The sequence below is a fragment of the Pseudomonas sp. SDO5532_S415 genome, from assembly GCF_054071155.1.
In genome coordinates this window covers 24,995-50,352 of record NZ_JBSVWS010000016.1, presented here as the reverse complement: position 1 = coordinate 50,352, position 25,358 = coordinate 24,995, and the positions used below count along the sequence as shown (strand labels likewise).

The 25,358-nt window shown below is 55.4% G+C and carries 22 protein-coding genes; 17 read left to right on the top strand and 5 right to left on the bottom strand.

Annotation, left to right across the window (positions count from 1 at the left end; all coding sequences use genetic code 11):
• The first annotated feature begins 572 nt into the window (after positions 1-572).
• From ACW9HW_RS07250 to ACW9HW_RS07240, 3 genes are all read left to right on the top strand, one after another.
• A complete protein-coding gene (locus tag ACW9HW_RS07250; protein ID WP_457399151.1) occupies positions 573-1,505 on the top strand; it encodes a universal stress protein in 933 nt (310 codons plus the stop codon).
• Between the two features lie 210 nt (positions 1,506-1,715).
• Positions 1,716-2,015 carry a hypothetical protein gene (locus ACW9HW_RS07245; protein ID WP_095195284.1) on the top strand — a complete coding sequence of 100 codons (300 nt, stop codon included), beginning with the start codon at positions 1,716-1,718 and terminating at the stop codon, positions 2,013-2,015.
• Between the two features lie 155 nt (positions 2,016-2,170).
• Positions 2,171-2,728, top strand: a complete 558-nt coding sequence (locus ACW9HW_RS07240) for a lipocalin family protein (RefSeq protein ID WP_457399150.1) — start codon at positions 2,171-2,173, stop codon at positions 2,726-2,728.
• A gap of 118 nt (positions 2,729-2,846) precedes the next feature.
• On the opposite strand, the gene ACW9HW_RS07235 is transcribed toward ACW9HW_RS07240, so the two are convergent.
• Complete coding sequence (locus ACW9HW_RS07235) at positions 2,847-4,097, bottom strand: NAD(P)/FAD-dependent oxidoreductase (protein WP_095195282.1); 1,251 nt, start codon at positions 4,095-4,097, stop codon at positions 2,847-2,849.
• A gap of 98 nt (positions 4,098-4,195) precedes the next feature.
• On the opposite strand from ACW9HW_RS07235, the gene ACW9HW_RS07230 reads away from it, so the two are divergent.
• From ACW9HW_RS07230 to ACW9HW_RS07195, 8 genes are all read left to right on the top strand, one after another.
• Positions 4,196-4,831, top strand: a complete 636-nt coding sequence (locus ACW9HW_RS07230; protein WP_457399148.1) for a TetR family transcriptional regulator — start codon at positions 4,196-4,198, stop codon at positions 4,829-4,831.
• 411 nt (positions 4,832-5,242) lie between these two features.
• Positions 5,243-5,941, top strand: a complete 699-nt coding sequence (locus ACW9HW_RS07225) for an ion channel (protein ID WP_457399147.1) — start codon at positions 5,243-5,245, stop codon at positions 5,939-5,941.
• Positions 5,942-6,280: 339 nt separating this feature from the next.
• Entirely contained in the window at positions 6,281-7,414 is a 1,134-nt protein-coding gene (locus ACW9HW_RS07220; protein WP_457399145.1) for an alanine--glyoxylate aminotransferase family protein, read from the top strand.
• 504 nt (positions 7,415-7,918) lie between these two features.
• A complete protein-coding gene (locus tag ACW9HW_RS07215) occupies positions 7,919-8,494 on the top strand; it encodes a riboflavin synthase (RefSeq protein WP_095195277.1) in 576 nt (191 codons plus the stop codon).
• Between the two features lie 49 nt (positions 8,495-8,543).
• Positions 8,544-9,218, top strand: coding sequence for a MarC family NAAT transporter (locus tag ACW9HW_RS07210; RefSeq protein ID WP_457399143.1), 675 nt, complete (start codon positions 8,544-8,546; stop codon positions 9,216-9,218).
• 133 nt (positions 9,219-9,351) lie between these two features.
• Positions 9,352-10,809 carry a DUF3300 domain-containing protein gene (locus tag ACW9HW_RS07205; protein WP_457399141.1) on the top strand — a complete coding sequence of 486 codons (1,458 nt, stop codon included), beginning with the start codon at positions 9,352-9,354 and terminating at the stop codon, positions 10,807-10,809.
• A 26-nt stretch (positions 10,810-10,835) separates the two neighbouring features.
• The gene (locus ACW9HW_RS07200; RefSeq protein WP_457399139.1) at positions 10,836-11,723 is read left to right on the top strand and encodes a DUF2950 domain-containing protein; all 888 of its coding nucleotides are present in this window, start codon (positions 10,836-10,838) and stop codon (positions 11,721-11,723) included.
• 166 nt (positions 11,724-11,889) lie between these two features.
• Positions 11,890-12,207, top strand: coding sequence for a DUF6966 domain-containing protein (locus ACW9HW_RS07195; protein WP_095195273.1), 318 nt, complete (start codon positions 11,890-11,892; stop codon positions 12,205-12,207).
• A 470-nt stretch (positions 12,208-12,677) separates the two neighbouring features.
• Here ACW9HW_RS07195 and ACW9HW_RS07190 read toward each other — a convergent pair whose 3' ends face one another.
• Positions 12,678-13,082 carry a hypothetical protein gene (locus tag ACW9HW_RS07190; RefSeq protein WP_457399137.1) on the bottom strand — a complete coding sequence of 135 codons (405 nt, stop codon included), beginning with the start codon at positions 13,080-13,082 and terminating at the stop codon, positions 12,678-12,680.
• Between the two features lie 398 nt (positions 13,083-13,480).
• Between ACW9HW_RS07190 and ACW9HW_RS07185 the strand changes: the two genes are divergently transcribed.
• Positions 13,481-15,346 carry a DUF4209 domain-containing protein gene (locus ACW9HW_RS07185; RefSeq protein ID WP_095195271.1) on the top strand — a complete coding sequence of 622 codons (1,866 nt, stop codon included), beginning with the start codon at positions 13,481-13,483 and terminating at the stop codon, positions 15,344-15,346.
• Positions 15,347-15,569: 223 nt separating this feature from the next.
• Here the strand turns inward: ACW9HW_RS07185 and ACW9HW_RS07180 are convergent, their stop codons facing one another.
• The gene (locus tag ACW9HW_RS07180) at positions 15,570-16,190 is read right to left on the bottom strand and encodes a tyrosine-type recombinase/integrase (RefSeq protein WP_095195270.1); all 621 of its coding nucleotides are present in this window, start codon (positions 16,188-16,190) and stop codon (positions 15,570-15,572) included.
• Positions 16,191-16,429: 239 nt separating this feature from the next.
• A complete protein-coding gene (locus tag ACW9HW_RS07175) occupies positions 16,430-16,834 on the bottom strand; it encodes a DUF6632 domain-containing protein (protein ID WP_095195269.1) in 405 nt (134 codons plus the stop codon).
• A 656-nt stretch (positions 16,835-17,490) separates the two neighbouring features.
• Between ACW9HW_RS07175 and ACW9HW_RS07170 the strand changes: the two genes are divergently transcribed.
• The 5 genes from ACW9HW_RS07170 to ACW9HW_RS07150 all read left to right on the top strand — a co-directional run bounded on the left by ACW9HW_RS07170 (position 17,491) and on the right by ACW9HW_RS07150 (position 23,168).
• Positions 17,491-18,744, top strand: a complete 1,254-nt coding sequence (locus ACW9HW_RS07170; protein ID WP_457399135.1) for a hypothetical protein — start codon at positions 17,491-17,493, stop codon at positions 18,742-18,744.
• 20 nt (positions 18,745-18,764) lie between these two features.
• Positions 18,765-19,214, top strand: coding sequence for a hypothetical protein (locus ACW9HW_RS07165; RefSeq protein ID WP_457399133.1), 450 nt, complete (start codon positions 18,765-18,767; stop codon positions 19,212-19,214).
• A 555-nt stretch (positions 19,215-19,769) separates the two neighbouring features.
• On the top strand, positions 19,770-20,147 hold the full coding sequence (locus ACW9HW_RS07160) for a hypothetical protein (protein WP_095195266.1): 378 nt from the start codon (positions 19,770-19,772) through the stop codon (positions 20,145-20,147).
• Between the two features lie 192 nt (positions 20,148-20,339).
• Positions 20,340-22,067: a hypothetical protein gene (locus tag ACW9HW_RS07155; protein ID WP_457399131.1), complete on the top strand. Its 1,728-nt coding sequence runs from the start codon at positions 20,340-20,342 to the stop codon at positions 22,065-22,067.
• Between the two features lie 294 nt (positions 22,068-22,361).
• A complete protein-coding gene (locus ACW9HW_RS07150) occupies positions 22,362-23,168 on the top strand; it encodes a lytic transglycosylase domain-containing protein (RefSeq protein ID WP_457399129.1) in 807 nt (268 codons plus the stop codon).
• Positions 23,169-23,215: 47 nt separating this feature from the next.
• Here the strand turns inward: ACW9HW_RS07150 and ACW9HW_RS07145 are convergent, their stop codons facing one another.
• Positions 23,216-25,075, bottom strand: a complete 1,860-nt coding sequence (locus tag ACW9HW_RS07145; protein ID WP_457399128.1) for an ABC transporter ATP-binding protein — start codon at positions 25,073-25,075, stop codon at positions 23,216-23,218.
• Positions 25,076-25,358 lie beyond the last annotated feature (283 nt).

Here is a 25,358-nt window from a genome sequence, read left to right as displayed (position 1 = left end):
CTTAGGTGAAAATCAACTAAATCAACCGACCAACTAACTAAGCCTTAAGCAGAATAGTCGTCATACTTAGCAACCGAGTTGAGCGGGCAAAAACGCCCGCAATAAATCACCTCGATTTACTCCACCAAGGTCGGAGGTATCCATCTGCGCGTAATAAATGCGCGGGCGGATAGGCGCAGGCTTGGAATTGAACGCGGCCGACGTTCACACGCTTCTTTTCCAGTAGCGCAACCATCAGTAAGAACGCAGTTTAGTCGGTACGAAGTGTACCGGTCGCGTTACAACTCAATATAGATGCAATGGTAGAACAGCGCCAGTGCTTAACTTGCGCAGTTGCATGAGCGATCAGCAGCCGTTCCGGTAATTACTGCCAACTCGAATCGAGCGTCAACAATCGGGCTGGGCTGGCAGGCATTCGATTTTAGCTGTCGCGTGCATGATTTCGGTAAGTGAGCTTCCGGCTGACGGGCGGATAAGGGGTGGCCTAACGCGTACGCCCCGAAATGGCATAGGTCTAGAACGCCGTGCCGCCGCTCCACATAAAAACTGTACTCCCGCACAGGAAGACGCTCATGCACACCATTCGCAATACCTTGGTGGTGGTGGATTCGCAGCAGTCCAACGACCTGACGCTGAATAGAGCCAGAATGATTGCCAGCGCTACTCAATCGCACCTGCATCTTCTGGCCTGCGACAAGAGACAGCAGCACTGCTCCTACTTGAACGACATGCAAGGCGTACTGGTAGAGGAGGGGTTTAGCGTCAGTACCCAGCAGGCCTGGCATGGGAGTTCACACAAGACCATCATCGCCGCCCAGCAAGCGGAGGGCTGCGGCCTGGTGATCAAGCAGCACCTGCCTGACACCCCGCTGATGAAGGCCCTGCTCACCCCGGAGGACTGGAAGTTACTGCGATACTGCCCCAGTCCGGTGCTTATCGTGAAATCCGCAAAGCCGTGGGTCGGTGGCACCATCCTCGCGGCAATAGATGCTGGCAGCAGTGATATGGAGCATCGCGTCCTGCATTCCGGCATCGTCAGCCACGGCTATGACATCGCCGCACTGGCCGGCGGCACGCTGCATATGTTGAGCGCTCATCCCTATCCCATGCTGTCGGCGGCCGACTCTGTGTTCCAACTCAAAGAAAGCATACAGGGGCTGTATCGCGAACTGTGCAAGTCATTTCAGGCCGAATTCGACGTCAGCGACGACCGCCTGCATATCGAAGAAGGTCCTGCCGATGTGCTGATCCCGCACATCGCGCACAAGCTCGAAGCCGTGCTCACGGTGATCGGCAGCGTGGCCCGTACCGGACTGTCCGGCGCATTGATCGGCAACACCGCCGAGATGATTCTGGACACCCTGGACAGCGACGTACTGGTGCTCAAACCGGACGACGTCATTAACCATCTGGAGGAACTGGCTGCCCCATCACACGGTGCACTGGCAGATACTGCGACATCCTCTTGGCCGTATAGCCACAATAACCATCGGCCGCATACTTAGGCGCGAGTCATGCACCGCCCGACCATCTGCCTTGCCTTGGCATGGCACATCAGGCCAGTCATGCCTGTTGGATGAATTGTCACGTGTTTCGTTGGCACTTTTGATCTTCGCACCTTTGGGTCGAATGAAGCCCTTCGCGACAGGTACCTATCGGCCAAAAGCAGTCATATAGAATGCCGTAACGCACCATCAATATATGCGGCCAACGCCATGCCCCAGTCCACGAGTCACCTATTTGCTTATGTAAGGACAATCAGCGAATTCCGGCCTGACGTAACCGCCATCGTGCTTTTCGGCCTGAAGGTCGAAGGCGATGACCTGGTGTATCTGGAAATACGCTTTCAGGACTACGGAGAACTCCAGATTGAAGGCGACCACTTGATGGTCGGGTTGGATGAGGCGCTGGAAAGTGCCGAGTTCGAGTACGGTATTTTGCCAAGTGATTGGCGAGTAATGAGCGAGACGGAGATTCAGCGAATTCCATTCTCTGTCGGTGGAACACGCGTTTAGTGATTTGACCGCTTTGGGTCGACAGTGGCCCATCGCGAAAGGCAGCAATCGGCCCGTGCCAATAGTGAACGCCGCCATCAAGAAATCGATAGCACTTTTCACTCTCACCTACCTCCAATGACATGTGTGTTTCTTCTGTCAACCTGGAGGTCTATATGTCGATTCGCAAGATCGTTCTACTTTCCTGTCTGGGATTGGCACTCGCTGGGTGCGCTGGCTCAAGCCAGGACTCCCCTCCCGCCACCATGCAAGTCGACCTGCAAAAATACCAGGGCACCTGGTACGAGCAGGCCAGGTTACCTATGTTCTTTCAGCGCAATTGCCAGCAGTCAGAAGCGCATTATGGTCTACGTGATGATGGCCGCATTGACGTCACCAATCGTTGCAGGGAACAGAATGGCGACTGGAAAGAGGTACGCGGAATTGCCGAATCGCAGCAGCCAGGTAAGACAGACAAACTGTGGGTGCAATTTGATAACTGGTTCAGCCGCATTGCACCAGGAATAACCAAAGGTGAGTATTGGGTGCTTTACCACGACCCCGCCTACCAGTTCGCACTGGTCGGCCACCCGAACCGGGAATATCTATGGGTGCTTTCACGCGCATCTGAAATCAACGGCGTCAACCGCGAACAGCTGCTAAAGATTGCTCAGCGACAGGGGTATGACACCAGCAAACTAATCTGGCGTCCGGCAGATCCGTCCAAGCCCTAGTCAACTTGTAATGGAGCGTAGGCAGCAGTCTACCGTTTGCTGCCTAACGTGAGTATCAGAGAACGGCCACACGCGGGCAAGGCAGAGTTGCCAGCGAGAGCAGGTCCACACCATTTGTCTATGACGTCGTTGCCGTAGGCTTGAGCTGCGGTGGTCGTTGCAGGTCTAGTGTCGCCGCTGCCAGTATCTGCTCTCGGTTGCCTTGGCGGGGTGGGTAAATCCGCTCGCAGTTGATTACCGATTTGGTGGCTTTGGCCTGAGCACCCTCTGCAACAACCTCTCGATCCCAGCCCTGTGTATAGACCGCCCCCCAAGGGCCAAGGTCGACAATGTTGGTGTACCAATCGATGCTCAAGGGCTGCATGGGTAGGCCAAAAAGCTCATTCACTGCGTTATGTCCGGCGAAGCGGCCCATGGGGCGTGCATGCTGGCAGGACATGACGGACGGTCGGTCACCATCGATCAGCGCGTGGGCAACATCGCCCGCGCAGAACAGATGGTCGATGCCCGAGACGCGCATGAATTCGTCGACTTTCAGCCGGCCGTGGCTGTCTTGTTTCGCTTCTACGCATTGCGTCAGTTCATTGGCCTGCATACCCGTACACCAAACGACAGTTGACGCCTCTATGCGGCGCCCATCGCTAAGTATCACGCCATGGCTGTCCACCGACGCAAGGCCGAAATCAGTCAACAATTCGATTCCCAGTTCGCGGCACGCGCGCTCGATGACGGGCTGTCCGCCTCCCAGGCCGCGCGCAATCTTTGGCCCGCGATCGGCCAGGATCACTCGTACCGGGGCAGGTGTGCCCGAGCCATCGCTACTGCCAGCCGCAGCGCGAAGACGAGCAGGAAGTTCGCAGGCGATCTCAACTCCCGTTGCCCCTGAGCCGATCACCAGTGCAGTAAAGCGGCCGGGCATGGCCGGGGCTGTCGCAAGGTCATCGATGTGACGTTGCAGTTTGAGTGCGGCGCTATAAGTGTCGACATCAAAAGTGTGTTCGGCCACGCCGGGAGTCGACGGACGTACGAGATGACTGCCACTTGCGAGAATCAATGTGTCGTAGGGAAGGTTCAGGGTCGATTCGTGCGTTGGTGCTTGGGTTTGCACCGTGACGACCCGCGAATCCGTATCGATGAAAGTGGCCTTGCCAATCAGCAAATCGACGCCGATCGGTTCAAGCACCGAAGACAGATCGACCCGGGTATCCGAGAGATCAGCCTCATAGTTGCGGACGCGAATGCTATGCCATGGTTCAGGGTTGATGAGGGTGATTTGAGCCAATTTCCCCAGCTCTGCGAGTTGCCGGGCGGCGGAGGCAGCACTCCACAGGCCCGCAAAGCCACCGCCAATTATCAAAACGTGTTTCATGGTTATCCTCTGTCAGTCCTACCTGTGTCGCGTTGACGCCAGGCTTCGGAAAACCAATAATACGAGCCATCACTCGCATTCACTACTCGCGCCAGACCATGCCCGATCCCAACCTGTCAAAACCTCGAAAACTCCCGCGCCAGAGCCGTTCCGTGGCGATGGTCGATGCCATTCTCGAAGCCAGTGCTCGCGTTTTACTGGAGCGCGGCTATGCCGGCATGAGCACCAACGTCGTGGCGCAACAGGCCGGTGTCAGCGTCGGATCGCTCTACCAGTATTTTCCCAACAAGGAATCCCTGTTGGTGGCCTTGCACAGCCGTCACGCCGAGCAGATGGCCCGCTCCATCGAAGCCATTCTCAACGCCCCCGGCAATGGCGGCTTACGTGGCGAAATCGTGCGACTCGTCCGGGCGGCCATGGCGGCCCATGAGGTCGAGCCGCAGTTGCATCGCCTGCTGGAGAACGAACGGCCGTTTTTTGAGGGCAATAACAGCGGCAAAGGCGTGGAAGCCGATATTCACCGGCATATCCAGCGCCTGCTGGCCGATCATCCCGATGACGTCAAACATCCCGACCTCGCCGTGGCCGCGTGGATGACTATGCGCATGACAGAGTCGCTGGTGCATACGGCCATCTTGCATCCACCGCACGATCTAGTTTTGAGCCAGATCGAACCGGCGATCGTCGATGCTATCCATGCGTTTCTTACGTATGACAGCAGACATCGGTCTTAACTGGACATCAGCTCAGCCTTTCACAGGGTAGCCCCACTGGATGACGGTATGGCATGAGCTGAGACATGCGGTGACACAGCCAATGCTCGCTACGATGCAAGGGAAATCGCGTCAAAGCGCATTTGGTCGAGGGATAGCCATGGGTTGATTCAATCCTTCGCGAGGGACCGTACACGAACCAAAGCTGCCGGGATGCTTGCAGGAAACGCCCAAAGCTGCCGGTGGTGAAAGGCAGAAAACGGCCCATAGCTGCCGGTCACAAATGGCAGTAACCGACCCAATGCGGTCTGGCTGGATCCTCTCACATGCATTCGCGACTAGAATTTCACTGCCGACTCTTCTAAAGCCAGGTCAAATTTCAACCGTGCAACGTCAGTTCTCGAGCTTTATTTCAGCCTCTGGGAAACCGGTATGAAAAATCCGCAAAATAAGACCGAATCCGACGAGGATTTAGCTCAGTTGGTAATAGGGCGAGGTCCCTGCACCTATCTATTGCTGCTTTTACTAGGATTGATCCTCCTGTTTCCCTTTCTTGAGGAAGGTCTATTTGCTCGCACGTTGCTCGGCATTCTGTTTTCAATCGTGCTGCTCGTGGGCGCTTTCGCCACCAGGCAGACTCGGTGGGGGGGCATCCTCAAACTGGGCCTGGCGTTGCTTGGAGTTGGCGTTCAATGGTCGGCGTTGTGGGCTGAAAGTATCGCGATTCTTTTCTTTGCCGGGATATTGTATGCGGCGTCTCTTGCCGTCTCGTTTAGCGGAGTGCTTCGCTATATTCTCAAGCGCGGGCCAATTACAGCCGACAAGCTGCATGGCGCGCTTGCGGGTTACATCATGCTGGCCTTCGTTTGGTCCTTCGTCTATGCCCTGGTCGAGATATCCGCCGCTGGTTCATTCGGCCCTGACCTCCTCGACTTCAGACAGCCCGGCACTTTCTTCAAACTGATCTATTTTAGCCTCACGACGCTCACGACCACCGGTTACGGTGAGATTATCCCATTGACCAACCACGCCCGCTCACTTGTGATGGTCGAAGAATTTTCGGGCGTCTTTTACGTGGGTGTTGTAATCGCGCGGCTAGCCGGTATTTATCCGTCGAATCAAACTAAATGACGCTCGATTTGGCTCAGTCGCCTCCGGGCATTAGTGATCACTCCCCATAATCGATCCTTTGCACGCCTGGCAGAACTTTGCAGATACGCTCCGTACGGCTTTCTACCGCACCCAAAGAAGCATCGCGAAAAGGGGACGGATTTATTCATTTGTCTAGTCCTGAAATAGGTTTACACCCGTTTCAACCCAACGCCCGATGCATTACATCTGGCGTTTTGTATTTCAAAGACAGGTGCGGCCGCTCGACCGAAGTCGTCATTCAATCCCGAGCAATCTTGTCTTTTGCCAAGCCTTAGGGCAGGGTCGATACCACTGAGATCTCTGCCAAAGGAGTCACCTATGTCAAAGCTATATCCCAGTATCGATCCCGAAGGGCTGGTCGAGTACTCAGTGGTCTACACCGACCGCTCGCTCAACCACATGTCGCAGTCATTTCAAGGCGTGATGAAGAACATTTCCAGGACCCTGAAAGAGGTCTACAACGCCCAGGCTGTAGCGGTGGTCCCGGGCAGCGGCACATTCGGCATGGAAGCGGTGGCGCGACAGTTTGCCACCGACCAGCAATGCCTGGTGATACGCAACGGCTGGTTCAGTTATCGCTGGAGCCAAATCCTTGAGATGGGCAACATCCCGGCGGCCACCACGGTGCTCAAAGCCCGACCGGTCGACACCGGTCGCCAGGCTGCCTACGCCCCACCCCCGCTGGACGAAGTGCTGGCAGCCATTGCGGCGCACAAGCCGCAGATTGTCTTCGCTCCTCACGTTGAAACCTCATCAGGGATTCTCCTGCCCGACGAGTACCTGCGGGCCGTCGGCGACGCCGTGCATGCGGTGGGTGGCTTGTTCGTGCTGGACTGCATCGCCTCGGGCACGCTTTGGGTTGATATGCACAAATGCGCCGTCGACCTGCTGATCAGCGCACCGCAGAAAGGCTGGAGCGCCTCCCCTTGCTGCGCCCTGGTCATGCTCAGTTCCTTGGCCCTCGAGCGCATCGAACAGACGCAGAGCAGCAGCTTCGCCTGCGACCTGAAAAAGTGGCTGCAGATCATGCAGGCCTACGAACAGGGCGGACATGCCTACCATGCGACCATGCCCTGCGATTCCCTCGCGCGATTTAACGACGTGATGAAAGAGACGCAAGCCTACGGTTTCGACAAGGTCCGCGGCGAACAACAGGTTCTGGGCGATCGGGTGCGCGCAATGTTGACCGGCAAAGGCATCAAAAGCGTGGCCGCAGCCGGCTTTCAGGCCCCTGGCGTAGTGGTGAGCTACACCGATGATGCCGACATCAAGAGCGGCAGGAAACTTGCCAGCCACGGCCTGCAGATCGCCGCCGGAGTGCCGTTGCAATGCGACGAGCCGGCCGACTTCCAGACCTTCCGCATCGGTCTGTTCGGACTCGAAAAGCTGCACAACATCGAGCGCACGGTCAGCATCCTGGAGCAGGCACTGGACGAGGTGATGGTTAACTAAGCGTGTGAATTCCAGGAACGCATCCCGCCCTGGGCACTGTCGGCCCATGGCGCTGATCGTCGACGAATATGACGCTGGTCGCCCGGACGTCATGTCAGAACCATGAGGGAAAGCCCGTGCACGCGTCTTACCGACACGTGCACCCTTCAGCGCTATCAGAAAAGGCTTCCAACGAAGCCTTTCACCGGGCGGATGATCGGCGGCTGTATGACTTGGATCGAGCCAAAGCCGACGATGGCGACCGGTTGAATCCGCAGCCGATTGCCACCTGCGGGCAAGGGCCCACTGTCATGCATGTCCGTGCATGCTCACCTCAAACCTCTCTTGAAGCTCAATCCCTGCGCCCCTGAACAGTAGCCGCCCTCGGAAACAGGCGAACAGCCCCGATCGACACCGTGATGGGGCACCCCGGCAATCAATGTCTATGCTTTGACCTGTGTGCAAAACGCGCCCACCGGTAATCCATAGCGCTGTTCTACCTGCCAACAAAAGAAAAACAGGCCCATGAAACCGATTCCCTCCCTTACTGTTGTTGTCCTTGCCTCGATCATGGCCGCGATCGGCTTTGCGGCCCATGCAGCCGAGGTGCCATTGGGTAGCCACTCCATGGAAGGTCACATCGTCACCCGGGTGTTGGCCGTTGATCCGGCCAATCACCAGGTCACCATAGAAGACGCCAACAAAAACCCGGTATCCATCCAGCTCACGGAAAAGGCCAAGACCCTGAGCAATCTGAAAGTTGGCGACAAGGTCGATATCCACGTTGTTCGCACGGTCGCCTATGTGCTCGACACGAATGTCGACGCTGCACCAGGGGTCAGCAATGAATCCGTGGTTGTCCGTGCCACCCAGGACAATCCTGATCCGGGCGGTGAGGCGGTTCGCCGGGTCAAGGTCACGTCAAAGATCACTCGCATTGACTTGAAAAAGCATGAAGTGACCTTGCTTCCGCCGGAAGGCGAACTGACCGTCCTGAAGGTCGAGGACCCGCAGCTTCAGGAACGAATGAAGAAGCTCCAGGTGGGTCAGACGATCAATGCCATCTACACCGAGGTCATGAAGATCAAAACCTCGCGTTAGGTGCCTGACAAGCAAAGGCCTTGAAAAAGGCTGCTGCGGACGCTTCGATATGACAGATTTGTTGAATGCTATCGCGCTTGGATTACTGGCGTTACTGCCACTGACCAATCCGCCTACAACAGTGGCTTTATTTATCGCCCTGAGCAAAGGCCTTACCCAAAAAGAAAAAAACAGACAGGCGCTTGCAACTTCGCTCTATGTTTTTCTCATCATGGCACTGACCTATTACATAGGTGAGTTTGTGATGGACGCTTTCAACATTTCCATTCCGGGCTTGAGAATGGCCGGCGGCGGTATTCTCATGATCATGGGTTTGAAGATGCTCTTCCCGCCGCCCGTCCAGGCTTCTGCCGCCGTCAACAACCCAAAGGAACAGGCCAGTTTCGCCTTCATTCCGCTGGCCATGCCCAGTACGGCCGGGCCAGGAACCATCGCGATGATTATCAGCTCTTCGGCGACCATCAAACACAGCACGTTATTTCCAGCCTGGGTGCTATTAACCGCACCGCCGTTAATCTTCTTGTTGACTGCGATTATTCTCTGGATCTGCCTGCGCAGCTCAGGATTAATCATGAAAATAACAGGGGAATCAGGCATAGATGCGATATCACGCCTGATGGGCTTTCTACTCGTCTGCATGGGTGCTCAGTTCGCCATAAACGGTTCGGTGGAAATCGTGCAAACCATCATTGATAACAACTTTCATCTACCCCGCCCTCGGTAGCTCAATCTCCAGACTACGGGCGGCTAAACCGTGGGGGTCTGCTACCCTTAGTTTTGTCATCGAGGTCGGCTGTTTTCACTCCCTGACATTGACCCAGCCTTCTCAAGCCTGCCTGACCACATGAGGTGGGGCGATGCGCACTTCTCTACTTTACGCAGTGTCTGTTGTACTGGTTCTAAGTGGATTTTCTTGCCTGGCGCAGTCGCCGCAGGGACCCGCCAACGCTGCCGATACGGCGCCCCAAGCGGCACCGGCCAAAGAGGTGGTGTTTACCGAGGAGCAGCTGGACCAGATGCTGGCGCCCATTGCGCTCTACCCGGACCCACTGTTGGCACAGGTGCTGATGGCCAGCACCTACCCCGGGGAAATCGCCGAGGCGGTCACCTGGTCCAAAGCCCATCCGGACGCCAAGGGCGATGATGCGGTCAAACAAGTGTCGAGCCAGACCTGGGACCCGAGCGTACAGGCGCTGGTCGCGTTCCCACAGGTCCTGGCAACGCTCGGACAGGACCCCGTCTGGGTGCAACGCCTGGGCGATGCCTTTCTGGCGCAACCCGACGATGTCATGAACGGCGTGCAACGCTTGCGTCATCAGGCGCAGGCCGCAGGCAACCTGCAGAGCAACCAATACCAGAACGTGACGGTTCAGACGGCACCGGCACCGGCAGCCCAGGCCCCAGCCCCTGCCAGCAGCTCCACCACCATCGTCATCGAGCCTGCCGACCCGCAGGTGGTGTACGTCCCCACTTACAATCCGACCACGACCTATGGCACCTGGGCCTATCCTGCTTCGCCGCCCGTCTACTATCCACCGCCCCCTGCGTATTACCCCGGATCTGCCTTGATGGCCGGGTTGGCGTTCGGCACCGGCGTGGCGATCGTCGCCTCCTTGTGGGGGGACTGTGACTGGGACAACAACGACATCGACATCGACGTCGACCGCTACAACAACATCAATCGCAACACCCAGATCAACCGGAACCAGAACAAGTGGGAGCACAATTCCATTCATCGCGATGGCGTTCCCTATCGAGACAGCAGGAGCCGTCAGCAGTACGGCCGGCAACTGGACGGTGCCAATCAACGTGAGGCATTTCGCGGGGATAATGCCCAACGCGCCGAGGCGCGAGAAAAAGCCCGCAGTTCAATGGACAGACACGGTATCGAGCGACCCGCCACCACCAATCGCCAGGCCCGTGATCAAGCGCGCAGAGCGCAGTCCGAACCCTCAGTCGGTAATCGCATGCAAGCCGGGGCAGACAGACCGAAGGCGTCTGACAGGAGCCAAGGCACGGGCAGAAACATCCGGGAAAATCAGCAGCCCAGGCAACAGACCGCCCAGACCAGTCAGCGCCGTCAGGAATCCCAGGCGCGCCAGGGAACGCAAAAACGCCCGACGGCCAGTGCCGGCAGCGCCCGCAACAACGCATTCGCCGGCGCACGCTCGCCGTCCCGATCGAACGCCCAAGCCCTGCGTGGCCGTACCAGCCAGGCATCCGCCATGCGCCCCAGTGCAGCGCGATCCGCCGGTCATCAGATCAGCCGGCCATCCAGTCCTCCCATGCGCCAAAGAGGGGGGGGCCGGCGTTGAAAAACCATCTTCAAGAGAAAGCATTCATGGGCTTGCTACCTCGTATCCTGATGATCGGCAGCCTGGCATGGTCATGCGTGGCTACGGCACAGCAGGCATTTCCAACCCCGGAAAAGGCTGCCCAGGCGTTCGTCGAAGCACTGGGTACGAAACACGCCGATCAGGAACGCCTGACGCAGCTGCTGGGTGAAGACTGGCGCAGTTTCATCCCGCGAGGTGGCGTCCAGCGCAGTGACGTGGATGCGTTTTTGAAGCTTTACCGCGAGCAACATGCCATCGAAAAAACCAGTGAGCGAAAAGCTGTCCTGTCAGTGGGCAGTGACCACTGGACACTGCCGATACCCCTGGTAAAAGCCGAAAAGGGTTGGCGCTTCGACATGAAGGCCGGTAGCGCCGAAATCCGTACGCGGCGAATCGGCAGCAACGAACTGGCCGCGGTGCAATCGGTGCTGACCTATCACGACGCCCAGATGGACTATGCGTCAGTGGACCGTGACGGGGACGGCGCCCTTGAATATGCGCAGAAAATCTTCAGCACCCCCGGCAAGCACGACGGACTTTATTGGGCGGACGACGACAGCGGTCAAATCAGCCCATTGGGGCCGCTGTTCGGCAAAGCCATCGCCGATGAAGACTGGCATGGTTACCACTTCCGAATCCTCGACGGACAAGGCCCCTCCGCACCCGGCGGCGCCTACAGCTACCTCATCGGCGACAAGATGAGCCGTGGCTTTGCCCTCATTGCCTGGCCGGCGAAATACGATGACACCGGGGTGATGAGTTTCATGATCAGCCATGAGGGCCAGGTGTTCGAGAAAGACCTGGGACCCGAGGGTTATAAACTCGCACAGTCGATGAAACGGTTTGATCCCGATGACAGCTGGCAGGAGGTCACTGAAGATCAGAAGCCGTAGGATTTGCGTTGATTGCGCTGGCGGGCAGTCAAGGACATGTTTGAAGCTACCGGCCAGGAGCGGCCCGTGGACACCCTACAGGCGAAACAGTAGCTTATGCAGCTAGCGGGCAAGTAAAACGGATCATCCCGCTTATGCCGCGTTTCACTTTGGACGATATCAAAAAATGGGACCGAAAACCGAAGAGCTGATTTTCATTCTTGATCAGCTTGCAGCCGTGCTTGAAAGCGATGGAGATACCCACTGGAGCGCTTGGATGCATAAGGCAAGAGCACGATTGCTGGGTTCTGATTTCTCAGGGATTGAGTACCTTCTGTCAGCCTATGGCGGAATGGGCTCACTCAATGATCTCATTCTTGGTCAAAACTATGTCGATGGCACCCTTTCCTGGAAACCTGGTCATGTCGAGTTGAACGAAAAATTCATTGAGTTACGCGACAAAGCCGAGCAGCTCGCCAACGCAATAAAATGTTCTCAAGCTTGATCAGGCACTTAACAAACGCGCTCGCAGCCGTGCTTGCGCATCCCCTTCGCGTCAACCCATAGACGGTAATAGATGAACCCAACTCTCGACACGGCAGCTAACGGGTATCTGACACTCTGTTTCAACGAGGTGTCAGACTCTTGCTGGTTATCGCTAGCTGAAAACCTGATCAAACTCCGAGGGTTCAGACGATCGGGTTCACCCGTCATAGGCCTTGATGAAAAAATTCACCAAAATTTCCAGTGTTCTGAATTCAGCCTCGTAGCTGGCTGGGACAGTTGGTCTGGGCATTACTTGCTTTCAGACTCAGTGGCGGGTGATGTTTTTTTGCAAAAGCTATTCGACCAGCTCCGTGCCTGACAGGCGACTCAAGTCATTCGCTCCCTTAACCGAGAATGCGTGTTTGGGCGTTTGGGAGTGGCTGCAACGGGTCGAAAGCAACCTTCCACCACCAGCGCACTACAGTCGTTTCAATTCCTAAAGTCAGCAAGAATAAATGGGGTGCTGCTTCTCAACCAAGCGTCAACCTCATCCAGTGATCGCATTGAAGGGCTGGATGATTTCACACGATCCGGTCCAGCTTCGCGAACAATCATAACAGTGAGCCCTTCGCTGGTACTGCCCAGCGTTGCGACATATCTAACCGTTTCTCCAGCTTCTTCTGCTCGTAAAGTTGCGATTAAGTGGGTCTCGGAAAAATCACGAGTCATCCGCTTTTTAAGCGCATTCCGTTTTGCGACAAGCGACTTTGCACTGACCATAGCGCCGATACCCACAGCGATCACCAAGACGGACTCAAAACCATAAATTGAGCGGACGCCTGTCGAATGCTTTTCTGTTAGCCACTTAACTATCTCGGAAGTTATATCGCTCATAATTTATCTCATGTATTTATTTCCAGAAGGACGGCTTCTACCCCCCATTATGCCTTGTGATCAGCCGTTATGAGAAAAATGGCGGATTGAGCGGTAAATCCTAGAACCATAAAACGCTGCGGCCCCATAGACAGAAACTGCCCAGTAGCTGTCTGTCGCGAACGTCTGCAATGGGTCGAATGTAGCTGTTCGTAAATGGCTGCTAACGCCCCTTCGCGGGGGGGCGTGGAATGACTGGTTTTGGACAGAAGCCTTCGACAGCCATCTGAACCCCTTCCGCCCTGGCACTAACGACTGCCACTGCCTATAGATCCCTACAGAGGGCCGTTCAGTGGCTCGTGGCTACCACCGCGAATTCGGATAAGCTGACTCCACCTTGAATCGTGGAGGATTTGAACGTGGGTGAGCAGGATCAGAAGGAAAACCAACCCGTGATGGACGTGGCGACCGTAGATGACTTTGAGCACGTCAGTCTTTCGTCCATCCTTACCCTAACGAACACCCTCCACTTCCATACATTGCAGGATGTATTCCAAAGGGCGGCTCAAGATGCCAAAGATTTGGGAGAGGCCGCTGCCGGACGTGCCTACAGCGTGCTTGCTGTGATTTGCAGTTACCACTTCAACCCCAACAGGGCTGACGCGTTTAGTCCTCAAATGATCATGGATGGTCGGAGGACACTAATACCAAGTGATTACATAGGTGAGCAGCAAGACGCTTTGACGCAAGTCACTGACCATATCGACCATCCATTGCTTCGTGCGCGAATCGCAGACAGTTGCTGGTACACGAATAGAAAGCTTCACAGAATGGCGGAGATTGCGTCTACCTCGTACCTTGATGCCGTGAGCCTGTTCTTCACTGGAGGCCTGCTGTATCAATACGAATCAGATTTCGAAGTCCCTTCAAAGGTTGTTGATCTTATTGAGCGAGCATTTGCGATATACGCTTCAACCGGGAAGAGAAAGGCTATTCCGGATTATGCAAAAGAGATGTTCGCAAAAGCGTATGAGATCACAAAAGACAAACTAAATTTGATTTCTTTCCATAGGCTTTCCTCTCTAGGTCAGAGCTTCGATTTGCTTGAATGGGGAGATATAGCAAATGATGCAGAGTCAATGGCTACAGCTACCAAGGACAAACAATACGCAGAAGCAGTGAAAAAAGTTTGGCTGTATGCCGCTTATGCATATTCCAAAGTAGGCGACAAAGAAGCCTCGGCCCAGTGCAAGGTAAACGCTGTTGACCAGACACTAAGAATGAGGGATGCAATCGACTCAAATATGGCTAAAGCATCATGGACAAGAGAAGCGATTGGTGAGCTAAGATCTATTGGTGGCATGAATGAGCGAATCAATGAGCTAAAGCTAGAGTTACAGCAATTTGAGGAAGACTCGCTATCGGAATTGGGCGAGTTCAGCATACCCGTAGACCTAACTGACGCACGACAGGCAACGGTTGATGAATTCGAGGGCCTGGAAGTTCACGAAATGCTGTACCGACTTGCATTTGCTTCGAGGCCACCAGAGAAAATCGCGCTACATAAAAACTGCCTCCAAAAGAAAAATAAATACTTTCTATCTTCAAGCATGGGGAAAAGTTATTCCGACCAGCAAGGAAAGATGATTGCTCAATCTCCATCAGCTGGTTTCGGAGACAAGCCTTCTGAAGAGTGGTTCGATCATGAAGCCCTCACAGAAGTTGGGTTCCACTATCATGTTGAAACCGAAGCCTTCATTAAGCCTGCATGCATCACCATGACTCAGTACGAGTGCATCGACGAGAGACATTTGGAGCCACTCGTTTCCCACAGTGCTTTCGTACCACCAGGGCACGAGGCAATTTTTGCACTGGGTTTCGCTCGAATGATTCAAGGAGACATGGTTTCTGCTGTTCATGCACTCATTCCACAATTGGAAAACTCTCTCCGATACGTGCTTACTAACCGGGGCGCCAGAACAGCAAAGCTCAATGTTAACCTTACGCAGGAAGACCAGTCTCTCAGTCAAATGTACTCGAACCGTAAAGATGAGTTAGAGCAGGCATTCGGCAAGGACATAGCATACATGTTCCATCTGCTTTTCAACCTAAAGGGCGGGCCTATGCTGAGGCACGAAATGGCTCACGGCAAACTCACTGCTAGCAACTGCTACAGCGCCCCTTGCATCTACGCATGCTGGCTAATGTTTCACATCACTTGTAGCCCTCTCGTAAAACTTTGGGGAACTCACATTCAGCCGGCAATCCAAGAAGTAGTTCACTAAAAAACGACAGGCCCCAGCTGTGAATTCGCAGTCACTCTCTGCGGATTCACACTACCAGTGATCAGCAAGGTGCAATCAGCGACGTCGACGAGATGGTGCTTTGGGTAGCAGTACAGAGTGCCTAGATGAAGTGCGCGTCCGCTTCTGGCCAATCGCTGCTGTTCGGCACCGGCAGCTTTGGGTCGGAAAGCGACGGTCTGGGCTCGACCGTCGCAGTGGATGATTAGACTTCTGTCTGCTCTGCCATTTCTAGAGCATCGTCTACCTCGATGCCCAAGTACCTGACAGTGCTTTCGAGCTTCGTATGACCAAGCAAGAGTTGGACTGCCCTCAAGTTCTTGGTCCTGCGATAGATCAACGAAGCCTTGGTTCGCCGTAGCGTGTGGGTACCGTACATCGTCGGGTCAAGTCCAATGGCTGTTACCCATGCTTTGACTATTCGAGCGTATTGCCTGGTAGAGAGATGATCTGATCCGTGCAAACGCGTCGGGAACAGAAAGTCCTCACTGCGAAGATGCGCCTGACGCATCCAAGCCTCCAGAATTGTTCGTGTTTGCTCAGTAATTTCAAACTGCACTGGATGCTGAGTTTTCTGCTGCATCACGATGGCCCGTGACGAAACATGCTTTCCATGCGCAATGTCACGTACTCGCAGTTTGGTTAAGTCACAGGCACGCAGTTTGCTGTCGATGGCCAAGTTGAAGAGAGCCAGATCCCGTGTCTTCTCCGCGAGCTGAAGCCTGACCCGAATAGCCCAGATATCTCTGACTCGGAGCGGGGCTTTCTGCCCTACAAGCTTTCCCTTGTTCCAAGGCTGACGGCGATGTAAAGCAATAGTGTTCATGGCTTGTCCTCCAGGTTGAGGGAGGACAAGGGTGGATCAATCGCATTGCGTAGTGGTCGCTAATCGACCCAAACCGGTCAGTCGTGACAGGCAGAAAACGCCCCACGCTGTGAAAAAACGCGGGCACATTCTTGAAGACTGCGTTGCTACGTAAAATCTGTCGGCGTTGGTTGATCACCAGACCAAAAATTTGCGTAGAAACGCGATTTTCGTCTCGACCCTGACAGTCAAACCTGCTCTTAGGCCCCATTGTGTGTCCGGGGCCGAGCGGCCAATTGCGAGCGGGGCGTCAAGATGGCCAAGACAACCGCCACGATGAAGAGCGCCGGCACGTCACCTGCCAAGTGCCCCATTTGCCCCGGCTGGGTGACCGCCTGGCCGGCCATGATTCCTCCGTGTACGGCGCTAGACCACACGGTGAACCAGATTAGGCTCAGATTGGCTAATGGATCACGTGCGGCCAGGATCAAGAACACGCCAAGTGTGGCGTATATGCCAACGATCATCATCGGGTAGTCCGAGTGACCGACGTGCCAGGCCCAGCCGGACGGCCAGAACAACATAAGTGGGTAGAGAGCAAGGCACGCGAGGCCAGCCAAAACTAGAACGACGCGCAAATACCTGAGGCGATCGACTACGGTCATGGCGGACTCCTCTTTGGGCCTAACTCTAAATAGACCCCAAGTGGGTGATAACGCCTTCACGGGCTTGGTGGATAACATTCCTTGTTCTGTCGTCTATCCTGACTAGGCTGGGCATTGTGACAGTCGGGTGACCGCTGAACGGGTTTATACACCATGGACGGAAAGCTCAATCTGCTCAATCAGTACCGGCAGTAGACCAAGCATAGCTACTCATTTGCTATCGCTCCGTCCACCGGCTGCTTCTGGCCGATAGCACCCTGCGACGAGCACCTACATCACCCGCACGCGGCATCAACCGCCGACATCAAGTACGTTTTGCAAGAACTGATCGGTCAGCAGATGACGATCTCAAGGGAGTGGTTCGACGGCTATTTTGTTGCGAGCGTTTTTGCGCCTACGGCGTCGGTAGACTGCGAGTGCGATGTCGACTCGGCCAGCTCCGAAGCTTTTCACCGCTTCACTGCCGAAATCCATGAGTATTAGGTACCGCCTTAGAAAATGAGCACCGCCTCCGGAATCGCGTCTATGATTACCCTTAGAAAAAAAATAGTGAAGGCCTGATACGCTTTTGACGATTCGTTATGCAGAATGTTCGCCAGTTCCGAGGACGGATGACTGCATGCGGCAACAACAACGCGAAGTCATGGAGCTAACATATGAGCCGACCAGACTCCGAGCTAGACCCTATTGTGGGATCGCTTGCCCCTGTTGTTGAGTTTTATTGCCCGATCGCTCCAGGTTGGCCTCGAGGGGCGTCCACATTACCTGCAGGAATAATGGAAGTGTCTAATAAGGCATTTTTTTTGCGTTTGCCAACGTTCGCAACCTTGTTGACGCACCCAGGTTTAATTGGGAATGTACTTGAACAGTATCACCAGAAGATTCTGGATAAGTTGAAGTCTGAATGGTCGTTCAATGTCTACGTGGTCAATAATCAGGGCGAGCTGCCTGAATATATAAAAAATACCTGCCTTCAGATAACTGGCACACAGCTTCCCCCAGAAGACTTGGATGTTGGTTTTTTAGCGATTGAGAAAGCCGTCGATAACCAGCTAATGCACATACAAATCGGCATGATACTTAACGAACGGATTTTGGACGAAAGCTATGTCGCAGCGAATATAAGTCCGAAGGACGTAGTCGAGTATGAAATTTCCAAACACTATCAACCCTTACGTCTCAAACCTGATTTGTGCGCGATACTTGCGCAACACCGCCACGCCTTCGATACCAGCGCGAACGATCATCAGCGCATTGATCATCTATTCGCTGGCTATCAAACTGCAGCGGCGATCGAGCGCCTCGATGGCTACAGTGCAGAAGTGGTAGCCAACGTCGCTTTTTTTCGAGCAGGTGTTATGTCAGATCAGATGAGTAAGCAGGTCCACGCTCTCTCGGCTCGAAAAAAAAGCGTTTTTAACTTTCATCTGTTGACTACTGATGAGGGAATGGCCGAGCTTCACAGCTTCTTGTCGCTAGACATTATTTCAAAAGTCCCGTTATGTTCAATACGTTTCGCTATGACTCCGGAAGAAGCAATAAGTCAGCTGCCTATTAAAATAGCGGCAGCCATAGCTGACATGGATTCACCATATGGGCGTGGTCTAACTTTCTATAAAAGAATTTATGATATGCACGGATTCGCATTTTGCATGATGTCGAAACAACTTTGTGAGAACTATCTTAGGTGTCTTGTCAATTATATACCGCTTTATATGCTGAAAGGGCTCAATTCTAGCAACTTTCCGTATCATCCTACGGTGCTGTTGGACCGCTTGCAAAGTTTTGATCACCCCGCAACCAACGCATGCGCCAAGGTCGCTGCCGCTGTCTCATACCTTGGATTAGATGCTGAGTCACCCCAAGAATATGCTTTAAAAATGCTCCGCCGGCAAAATAATTCCATCTGATCTTTTTTGAGGGCTTGGCAATGCAAGTAACTATAAATAACATGGTGGAGTTTAGTGAAGTATTTCGCAATGGCGATGAGTTTATTCAGCATTTCTTTTTGGAAGGCCCTGAAGAACTAACGTCTAACAGGCAGTTTGCGTTAGAAACAATACTGCTTTCTGGCGTGCTTTTTATTATTGGTCAGGCTGTTGCGGCCTATTATCGAAAGTCGGCTGCGGTCGCCGCCAAACAACGCCATGACGAGGTTCTCGCGAAACTTGAAGAGTTGGCGCGCAACCCCAATGTTCAACTCCTCAGGGATGCCTTGGAAACAAGCAACATCACTGTAGTTGTCGAGGTTAGTCAAGCAGAAGATGTTCTGCTGTCTACCTCTCTTACTAGCATCGAAAATCAAATTCCAAGCGTTAGATTCATCAGATTCGCTGCTGAGGCCGCCGAAATACCGGGAGAGGATGAAAAGCCGCTATAAACCGCGAGACTGCTCCAGTCGAAACGTTTCACAGCGATCTGGCGACGCTGTACCGCTTGGTGCAGAGCCACTTCGAATAGTTTACGCATCAAATCTAGTTGACGCCCAGTTCACTCCCGGTGTCCAGATGCCAGAGAATGACGCGGCCTAAAATTCTTACAGACATCCGGCGCGCAGCTCGATTTCTCTACCTGCTCCATCATGCCTGTGCAGGTAAGGTCTCGGTCCCTCACATGGGCTTGCTGTACTGGCAGACCGTAGGCGTGATGCAATTGTCCTGAAAACGGGATTAGCAGCCAGCTGCCTCAACAGAGACGTGGATTCAGGACTGGCAGCTTTTGGCCTTTTTTTGCCTCTCATGACCGGCTGCAAACGACCCTAAGCGGACGGAGGGGAAAAACCGTAGAGTCCTCCAGATCGCAAATGTTCGTTTGGTGAAGGATTGCGAAAAATTGCCCAGCCTATGGCCAAGACGTCTTGGAGAAAAACTGCGTTACAGATGGCTGATGATTAGAATGGGATCAAATTCATCGTGATGTCAGCAAAGGATGCTTTATGCCCCTTTTAACATGGGATCCTTTTGATCTAATCGCCGTACTCGGCGTCTTCCCCTCCGAGGGTGAGTCCGGAACATCACACCGTTACGTTATCGAGCAAGGTACTGTCAGACTGAAATTGACAATTTGGCAATATGAATCTGATGTGGAAATTCACGTGAGTGAGGCTTCACTACCCAACCCCATTATCAAATACACAATGCTCGGATGCCCCGGTATCCGCGTTGTTGATGACAAGCGCGGTAAATTCCTGGAGTTTGCAGCTTCGAATACTTTCCCTGGGCGATACGACGGGTATTCGGTAATTCCCTACGGTTTAAGGTTGTGGGTCGAACCTCAAATTTTGCTGGAGCCATTCACTTACGAGTCTGCGTAGAGAATGACGAACGCTTATGAGTGTGCGGTTTTGGCTGTTCTCCGTCGGTTGAGACCGGCTGCTATTGGCCGGTTGTTGCCTGTCGCCAAGGACAGTAAACGGTTGTGGATTCAACCGGTCACCCGTGTGCGACCGAGGCTCTGTGCCCGTCGACCGCACCTATTCGATACTAACCACTCTCGTAGAATGTAAATGACCACTAAACGCCCTCAAATCGAAACCGCTGCTGACATCAGCGAGTTGCTGCTTCATTCGAAGGCGCTACGGCCGCTAACCCCCGAGCAGACGGCGGAGCTGGAGCGCATTTCGAAGTACGACGTCTCGACCTATTCGGAGGAAGACGTCCGGGCGGAGATCATTGACCCCGTCATCCGAGTCCTGGGCTATGCCAAGGAGACCTATTTCTCCACGCAGCGTGAAAAGCACCTGAAGGTTGCCGACGGCGACTTGTTCATCGACTACCGAATGACTTTGTGGTCACAAGCCTTCTGGATCATTGAGGCTAAGAAGGTTAAGCGCAAGCCGCTGAAATTCACCTCAGCGGAACTGCAACAGGCGCTGCTGTATGCGGTGCATCCGGAAATCGACGCTGCTCTCGTTGTGCTATGCGACGGGCGAGTCTTTGAGGTGTACGACCGCGATGAGAGCGTCACCAAGCCAGCCGCGCGCGTGGAGGTCAAAAAGCTGCCGGAGCAGTTCCACGTGCTTCAGGCTCTACTCGGTCCGTGGCAGGCTTGGTTCTTCCAGAAGCGCCGCGCGCTCAGGGTTGCCAGCCGCGTCCTGCAACTGGAGATGACGCCTGGCCGAATTGAGGAGTTTTCGGATGCCATGCAGCGGCGGGTGCAGGACGCGCGGACGAAGGTGTACGACAACTGGCGCAAGGTGAAGCCCTCCACTGATCAAGACGCGCAGTGGCGCAGCGCGCTTGAACAGGCATCTATCAGAGACATTGTTGCGACCGAGTTCTTTTCGAGTCAGACAGCGTCCGGCCTGGGGGTTGTCGCCAAGTCTTTGGTGGACAAGGCGAAGCCGGGCGCGTTCGAGTTGATGTACGCGATGTTTCCGGACCATCCTGGGAACTTGAACGACCACTACGTGGCGCAGGCTTTACGAACCCTCATCGAGTTCGGCAAGTCAGGACGTGAGGCCAGTTGGATGCCTGCCTGGCTGGGTGCCCAGCAACCCGGTGCCAATCTGGAGGCGCCGATCAAGAAACTTATTGCACTCTCACTCACGGCCTTTCTGGCTGCGCCAGAGTTCAGGGCCGTGCTCCAATTTGCGGCCTGCGCGCGAAGGCTGTCGAAGGTTTCGATGGCGCTCATCCCGACGTTATCGCAGTTGGGGCATATCCGACACCAGCAAGTGCGCCACTTTTTTGATGAGTTCGACTATGCACAGTTCATGTCGACCCCCGAAGGGCATAACCTCCGGCAGCTCGACGTGCACGCGCACCTGCTCACCGAACGATTCGTGCACGAGTGCGCCGACAAGCAGCAGTTTCGTGGCCGCTTCAATTTGAACCGGGCGCATACGCTGCTGAATGACTCATGGAATGCTGAACGTCTGCTGCTCGGTGACGGCGCTGACTACTGGAGGAGCCTGGACGGCCGAGGTCTTGGGGGCGAGGTTCATCCGACTGAGCACAACTGGGTCGACTACGACTCGTTGGGTCACATCGTGCTGTGCGTGTTGAAAGACATCCCTTATTGGCGCGAGTACGTACTTGCCAATCACCGCGACGACGTCCAGCGGATTGCGGCTTGCGGTTCGTGGGCAGCTCGTGAAATTTTGGGGATTGCACAAGATGCGCAGTTGCCGCGCTTGCCGGATACCGAGAGCGCCAAGTGGTTCTTCGAAGGCGACGTCGCGCTTTTCACGGCGCTTCGGGACGCTTACTGGAACCGGAAGCCGAAGACTTGAGTCGCAAAGCTGTGGCCGATTGATACTGCCCATACCGACCAAAAGCAGTCATTGAGCACTCTTAAAACCTACCTCTTTTTACGCCCACTTGATCAACCCGACGCGTCGTGCGAGCAATCAGAATTACCTCGCCTTGGAACGCCGGCAGCCCGTACGTCAACGCAAGTTCCAAGGCCGGTTACAAGGGGTATAACTATCAGAACAAAAGGCGGTCACCCGGAACAGGCCCTCCAAAGGCAGCGCCCGGGCCAGGCGCCCCAGGCCTGATCGGCGCCTGCGACACGGAGCGATGTGATGAGTTCCAGAGCATGGCGATGGGCTCGCAAGAGCCTTCTTGGCGGCATCGAGCTGGCCTTGCTGGCCGCTCCACTGTGCGCCAGCGCCATGTTCAAGTGCCAAACCAGGGACGGAGCCATCAGCTACACCAGCCAAACCATCGCCAGCGCCCGCTGCACTCGCCTCAATGGCATGGCGGACACCAGTGTCGGCGCCAAGGCATTGGCCCAGCCACGGATTGTGCGAGACGATGACCCAGGCGCGGTGCGGATCCGGGTGTACACCTTCATCCACCGGGGGATTCGTCAATATGTGAGCCGGCGCCCCGTCGGGATCTCCGCACGGGTCGATGTCCTTGAGCTCTATTACATCAAGGGCTGCTATCTGTGCATGGCGCCAAAGGATTTCAAGGTCGCCTCGCTGCGCCTGGACACTCAATCCTATCGGCGGGAGATCGAAGCCGCTTCAGGTCTTTATGGTGTCGACAGGGCGCTGGTCCGCGCAGTGATTCACGCCGAATCGGCGTTTCGCCCCAACGCCATTTCCCAAGCAGGCGCCCAGGGGCTGATGCAGTTGATGCCCACCACCGCCGAGCGCTTCGCCGTGGACAATCCGTTCGACGCACGACAAAACATTCGTGGCGGCGTGCGCTACCTGGCCTGGCTGCTCAAGCGCTTCAACGGCAACCAGATGCTGGCGTTGGCAGGTTACAACGCCGGCGAAGCGTCCGTGGTCGAATACAACGGGGTACCTCCCTACGCCGAGACGCAATCCTACGTCAACCGCGTGCAGTCCTTGACTGAACGCTATCGCAACCATCGCTAGTACCGCAGGGCGCGTAACCCGGAATAATTAATACACCGCCATCACGCTCACGCCTGATCCATCGCCTCGACCACGCCCTGATCCTCCCCCAGGAACCCGCCGCTTTGATGCTGCCACAGCCGCGCATAAACGCCGTTCTTCGCGAGCAATTCGGCGTGGGTGCCCTGTTCGATGATGCGGCCGTCATCCATGACGATGAGCCGGTCCATGGCCGCAATCGTGGACAGTCGATGGGCGATGGCGATCACGGTCTTGCCCTGCATCATTTCATCGAGGCTTTCCTGAATGGCCACTTCGACTTCCGAGTCCAGCGCGCTGGTGGCCTCGTCAAGCAGCAGGATCGGGGCGTTCTTGAGCATCACCCGGGCAATCGCGACGCGTTGGCGCTGGCCGCCCGACAGTTTGATGCCACGCTCACCCACGAGGGTGTCGTAGCCGGTATGGCCTTGCCGGTCGCTCAGTTGGCGGATGAACTCATCGGCCTGGGCATTGGCGGCGGCGTTGCGGATTTGTGCGTCGGTCGCATCGGGACGACCGTAGGCGATGTTGTCGCGAATGGAACGGTGCAGCAGGGAGGTATCCTGGGTGACCATGCCGATGGCGCCGCGCAGGCTGTCTTGCGTCACGTTTGCGATGTTTTGGCCGTCGATGCGAATCTCCCCGCTGTCGACGTCATAAAAGCGCAGCAGCAAGTTGATCAACGTGGACTTGCCGGCGCCAGAGCGGCCCACCAGGCCGATTTTTTCGCCCGCACGGATGCTCAGGCTCAGGCCATCGAGCACCTGGCGTTCGCCGTTGTAATTGAAGCTCACGTTATCGAAGGTGACCGCGCCACCGGAGGTCACCAGCACGCCCGCGTCCGGCGCATCCTTCACTTTTGGCCCGCGGGTAAGGGTCTCCATGCCATCCTGCACGGTGCCGATGCTCTCGAACAACGAAGTCATTTGCCACATGATCCAGTGCGACATGCCATTGATACGCAACGCCATGGCGGTGATGGCCGCCACGGCACCCGCGCCGACCTGTCCCTGATGCCATAGCCACAGCGCATAGCCACCGGCTGCCATGATCAACGCCACCACCAACGCCTGGTTGACGATCTCGAACTGGCTGACCAGGCGCATCTGGCGAAAGCCGGTCTGCTTGAAATCCTCCATCGCCGCACGCGCGAAGTGCGCTTCACGATTGGAGTGGGAGAACAGCTTCACCGTCGTGATGTTGGTGTAGGCGTCCGAGATACGCCCGGTCATCATCGACCGCGCATTGGCCTGTTCCTGGCCGACTTTCCCCAGGCGAGGCACGAAGTACCCCATGGCCAGCCCGAACAACACAACCCAGGCAACGAAAGGCAGCATCAGTTTCAAAGCGAAGCCGCCGGCCAGCGCGATGATCGCAATGAAATACACGCCGATCCCGGGTGCGATCTCGATCAGGGTGAACAACAGGTCGCGCACCGCCAGCGCCGTCTGCATCACCTTGGTCGTGACCCGGCCGGAAAACTCATCGGAAAAAAACGAAAGGCTTTGCCGCAGCATCAGGCGATGGAAGTCCCAGCGCAGCCGCAACGGCAAGTTAATCGCCAATATCTGGTGTTGCACCATGGTGCGCAACGCCACCAGCCCGACGCTGGTCACCATGACGATGCCCATGCCCCACAACACCCGACTTTCCTGCGCAGCCGCTTCACCACCTGCCTGCCAGGTCGAGAGCAGGTCCACGACCTGGCCCAGGAAGGAAAACAGCCAGGCTTCGTAAATCGACACGCCGGCACTGAGCAGCGCAAACATCAGGATGTAACCGCGGGCGCCCCGCGTACAGGCCCACAGGAACCGAGCCAGGCCTTCGGGTGGCGGTGGTACCTCGTCGGGAGGAAAGGGGTCGAGTCTTCGTTCAAACGCACGAAGCATGGTGTTCTCCAAAACGGTCAAGTTGAGGTGATTCTGCCATTGATCGGCTGCTTTGAGGTTTTTGCGAAGTTAGAGCAACGGCGCTGTTGACAGGTCGCGCTGAGGATTGGGTGACCGGGAGCGGCCTCTCATGCATTGCCAGAGACCCGGTCGGCAGGGATAAATCGGCCAGTATCGAAGGGGGGCTGGCCAAGACAAGACGTTCATCCAGGGACCGCGTTCGGCCAATTGCTGTTTGTCTGATTCAACGATCCGGCAAAAACCTGTCAGGCGTCACGAGCCT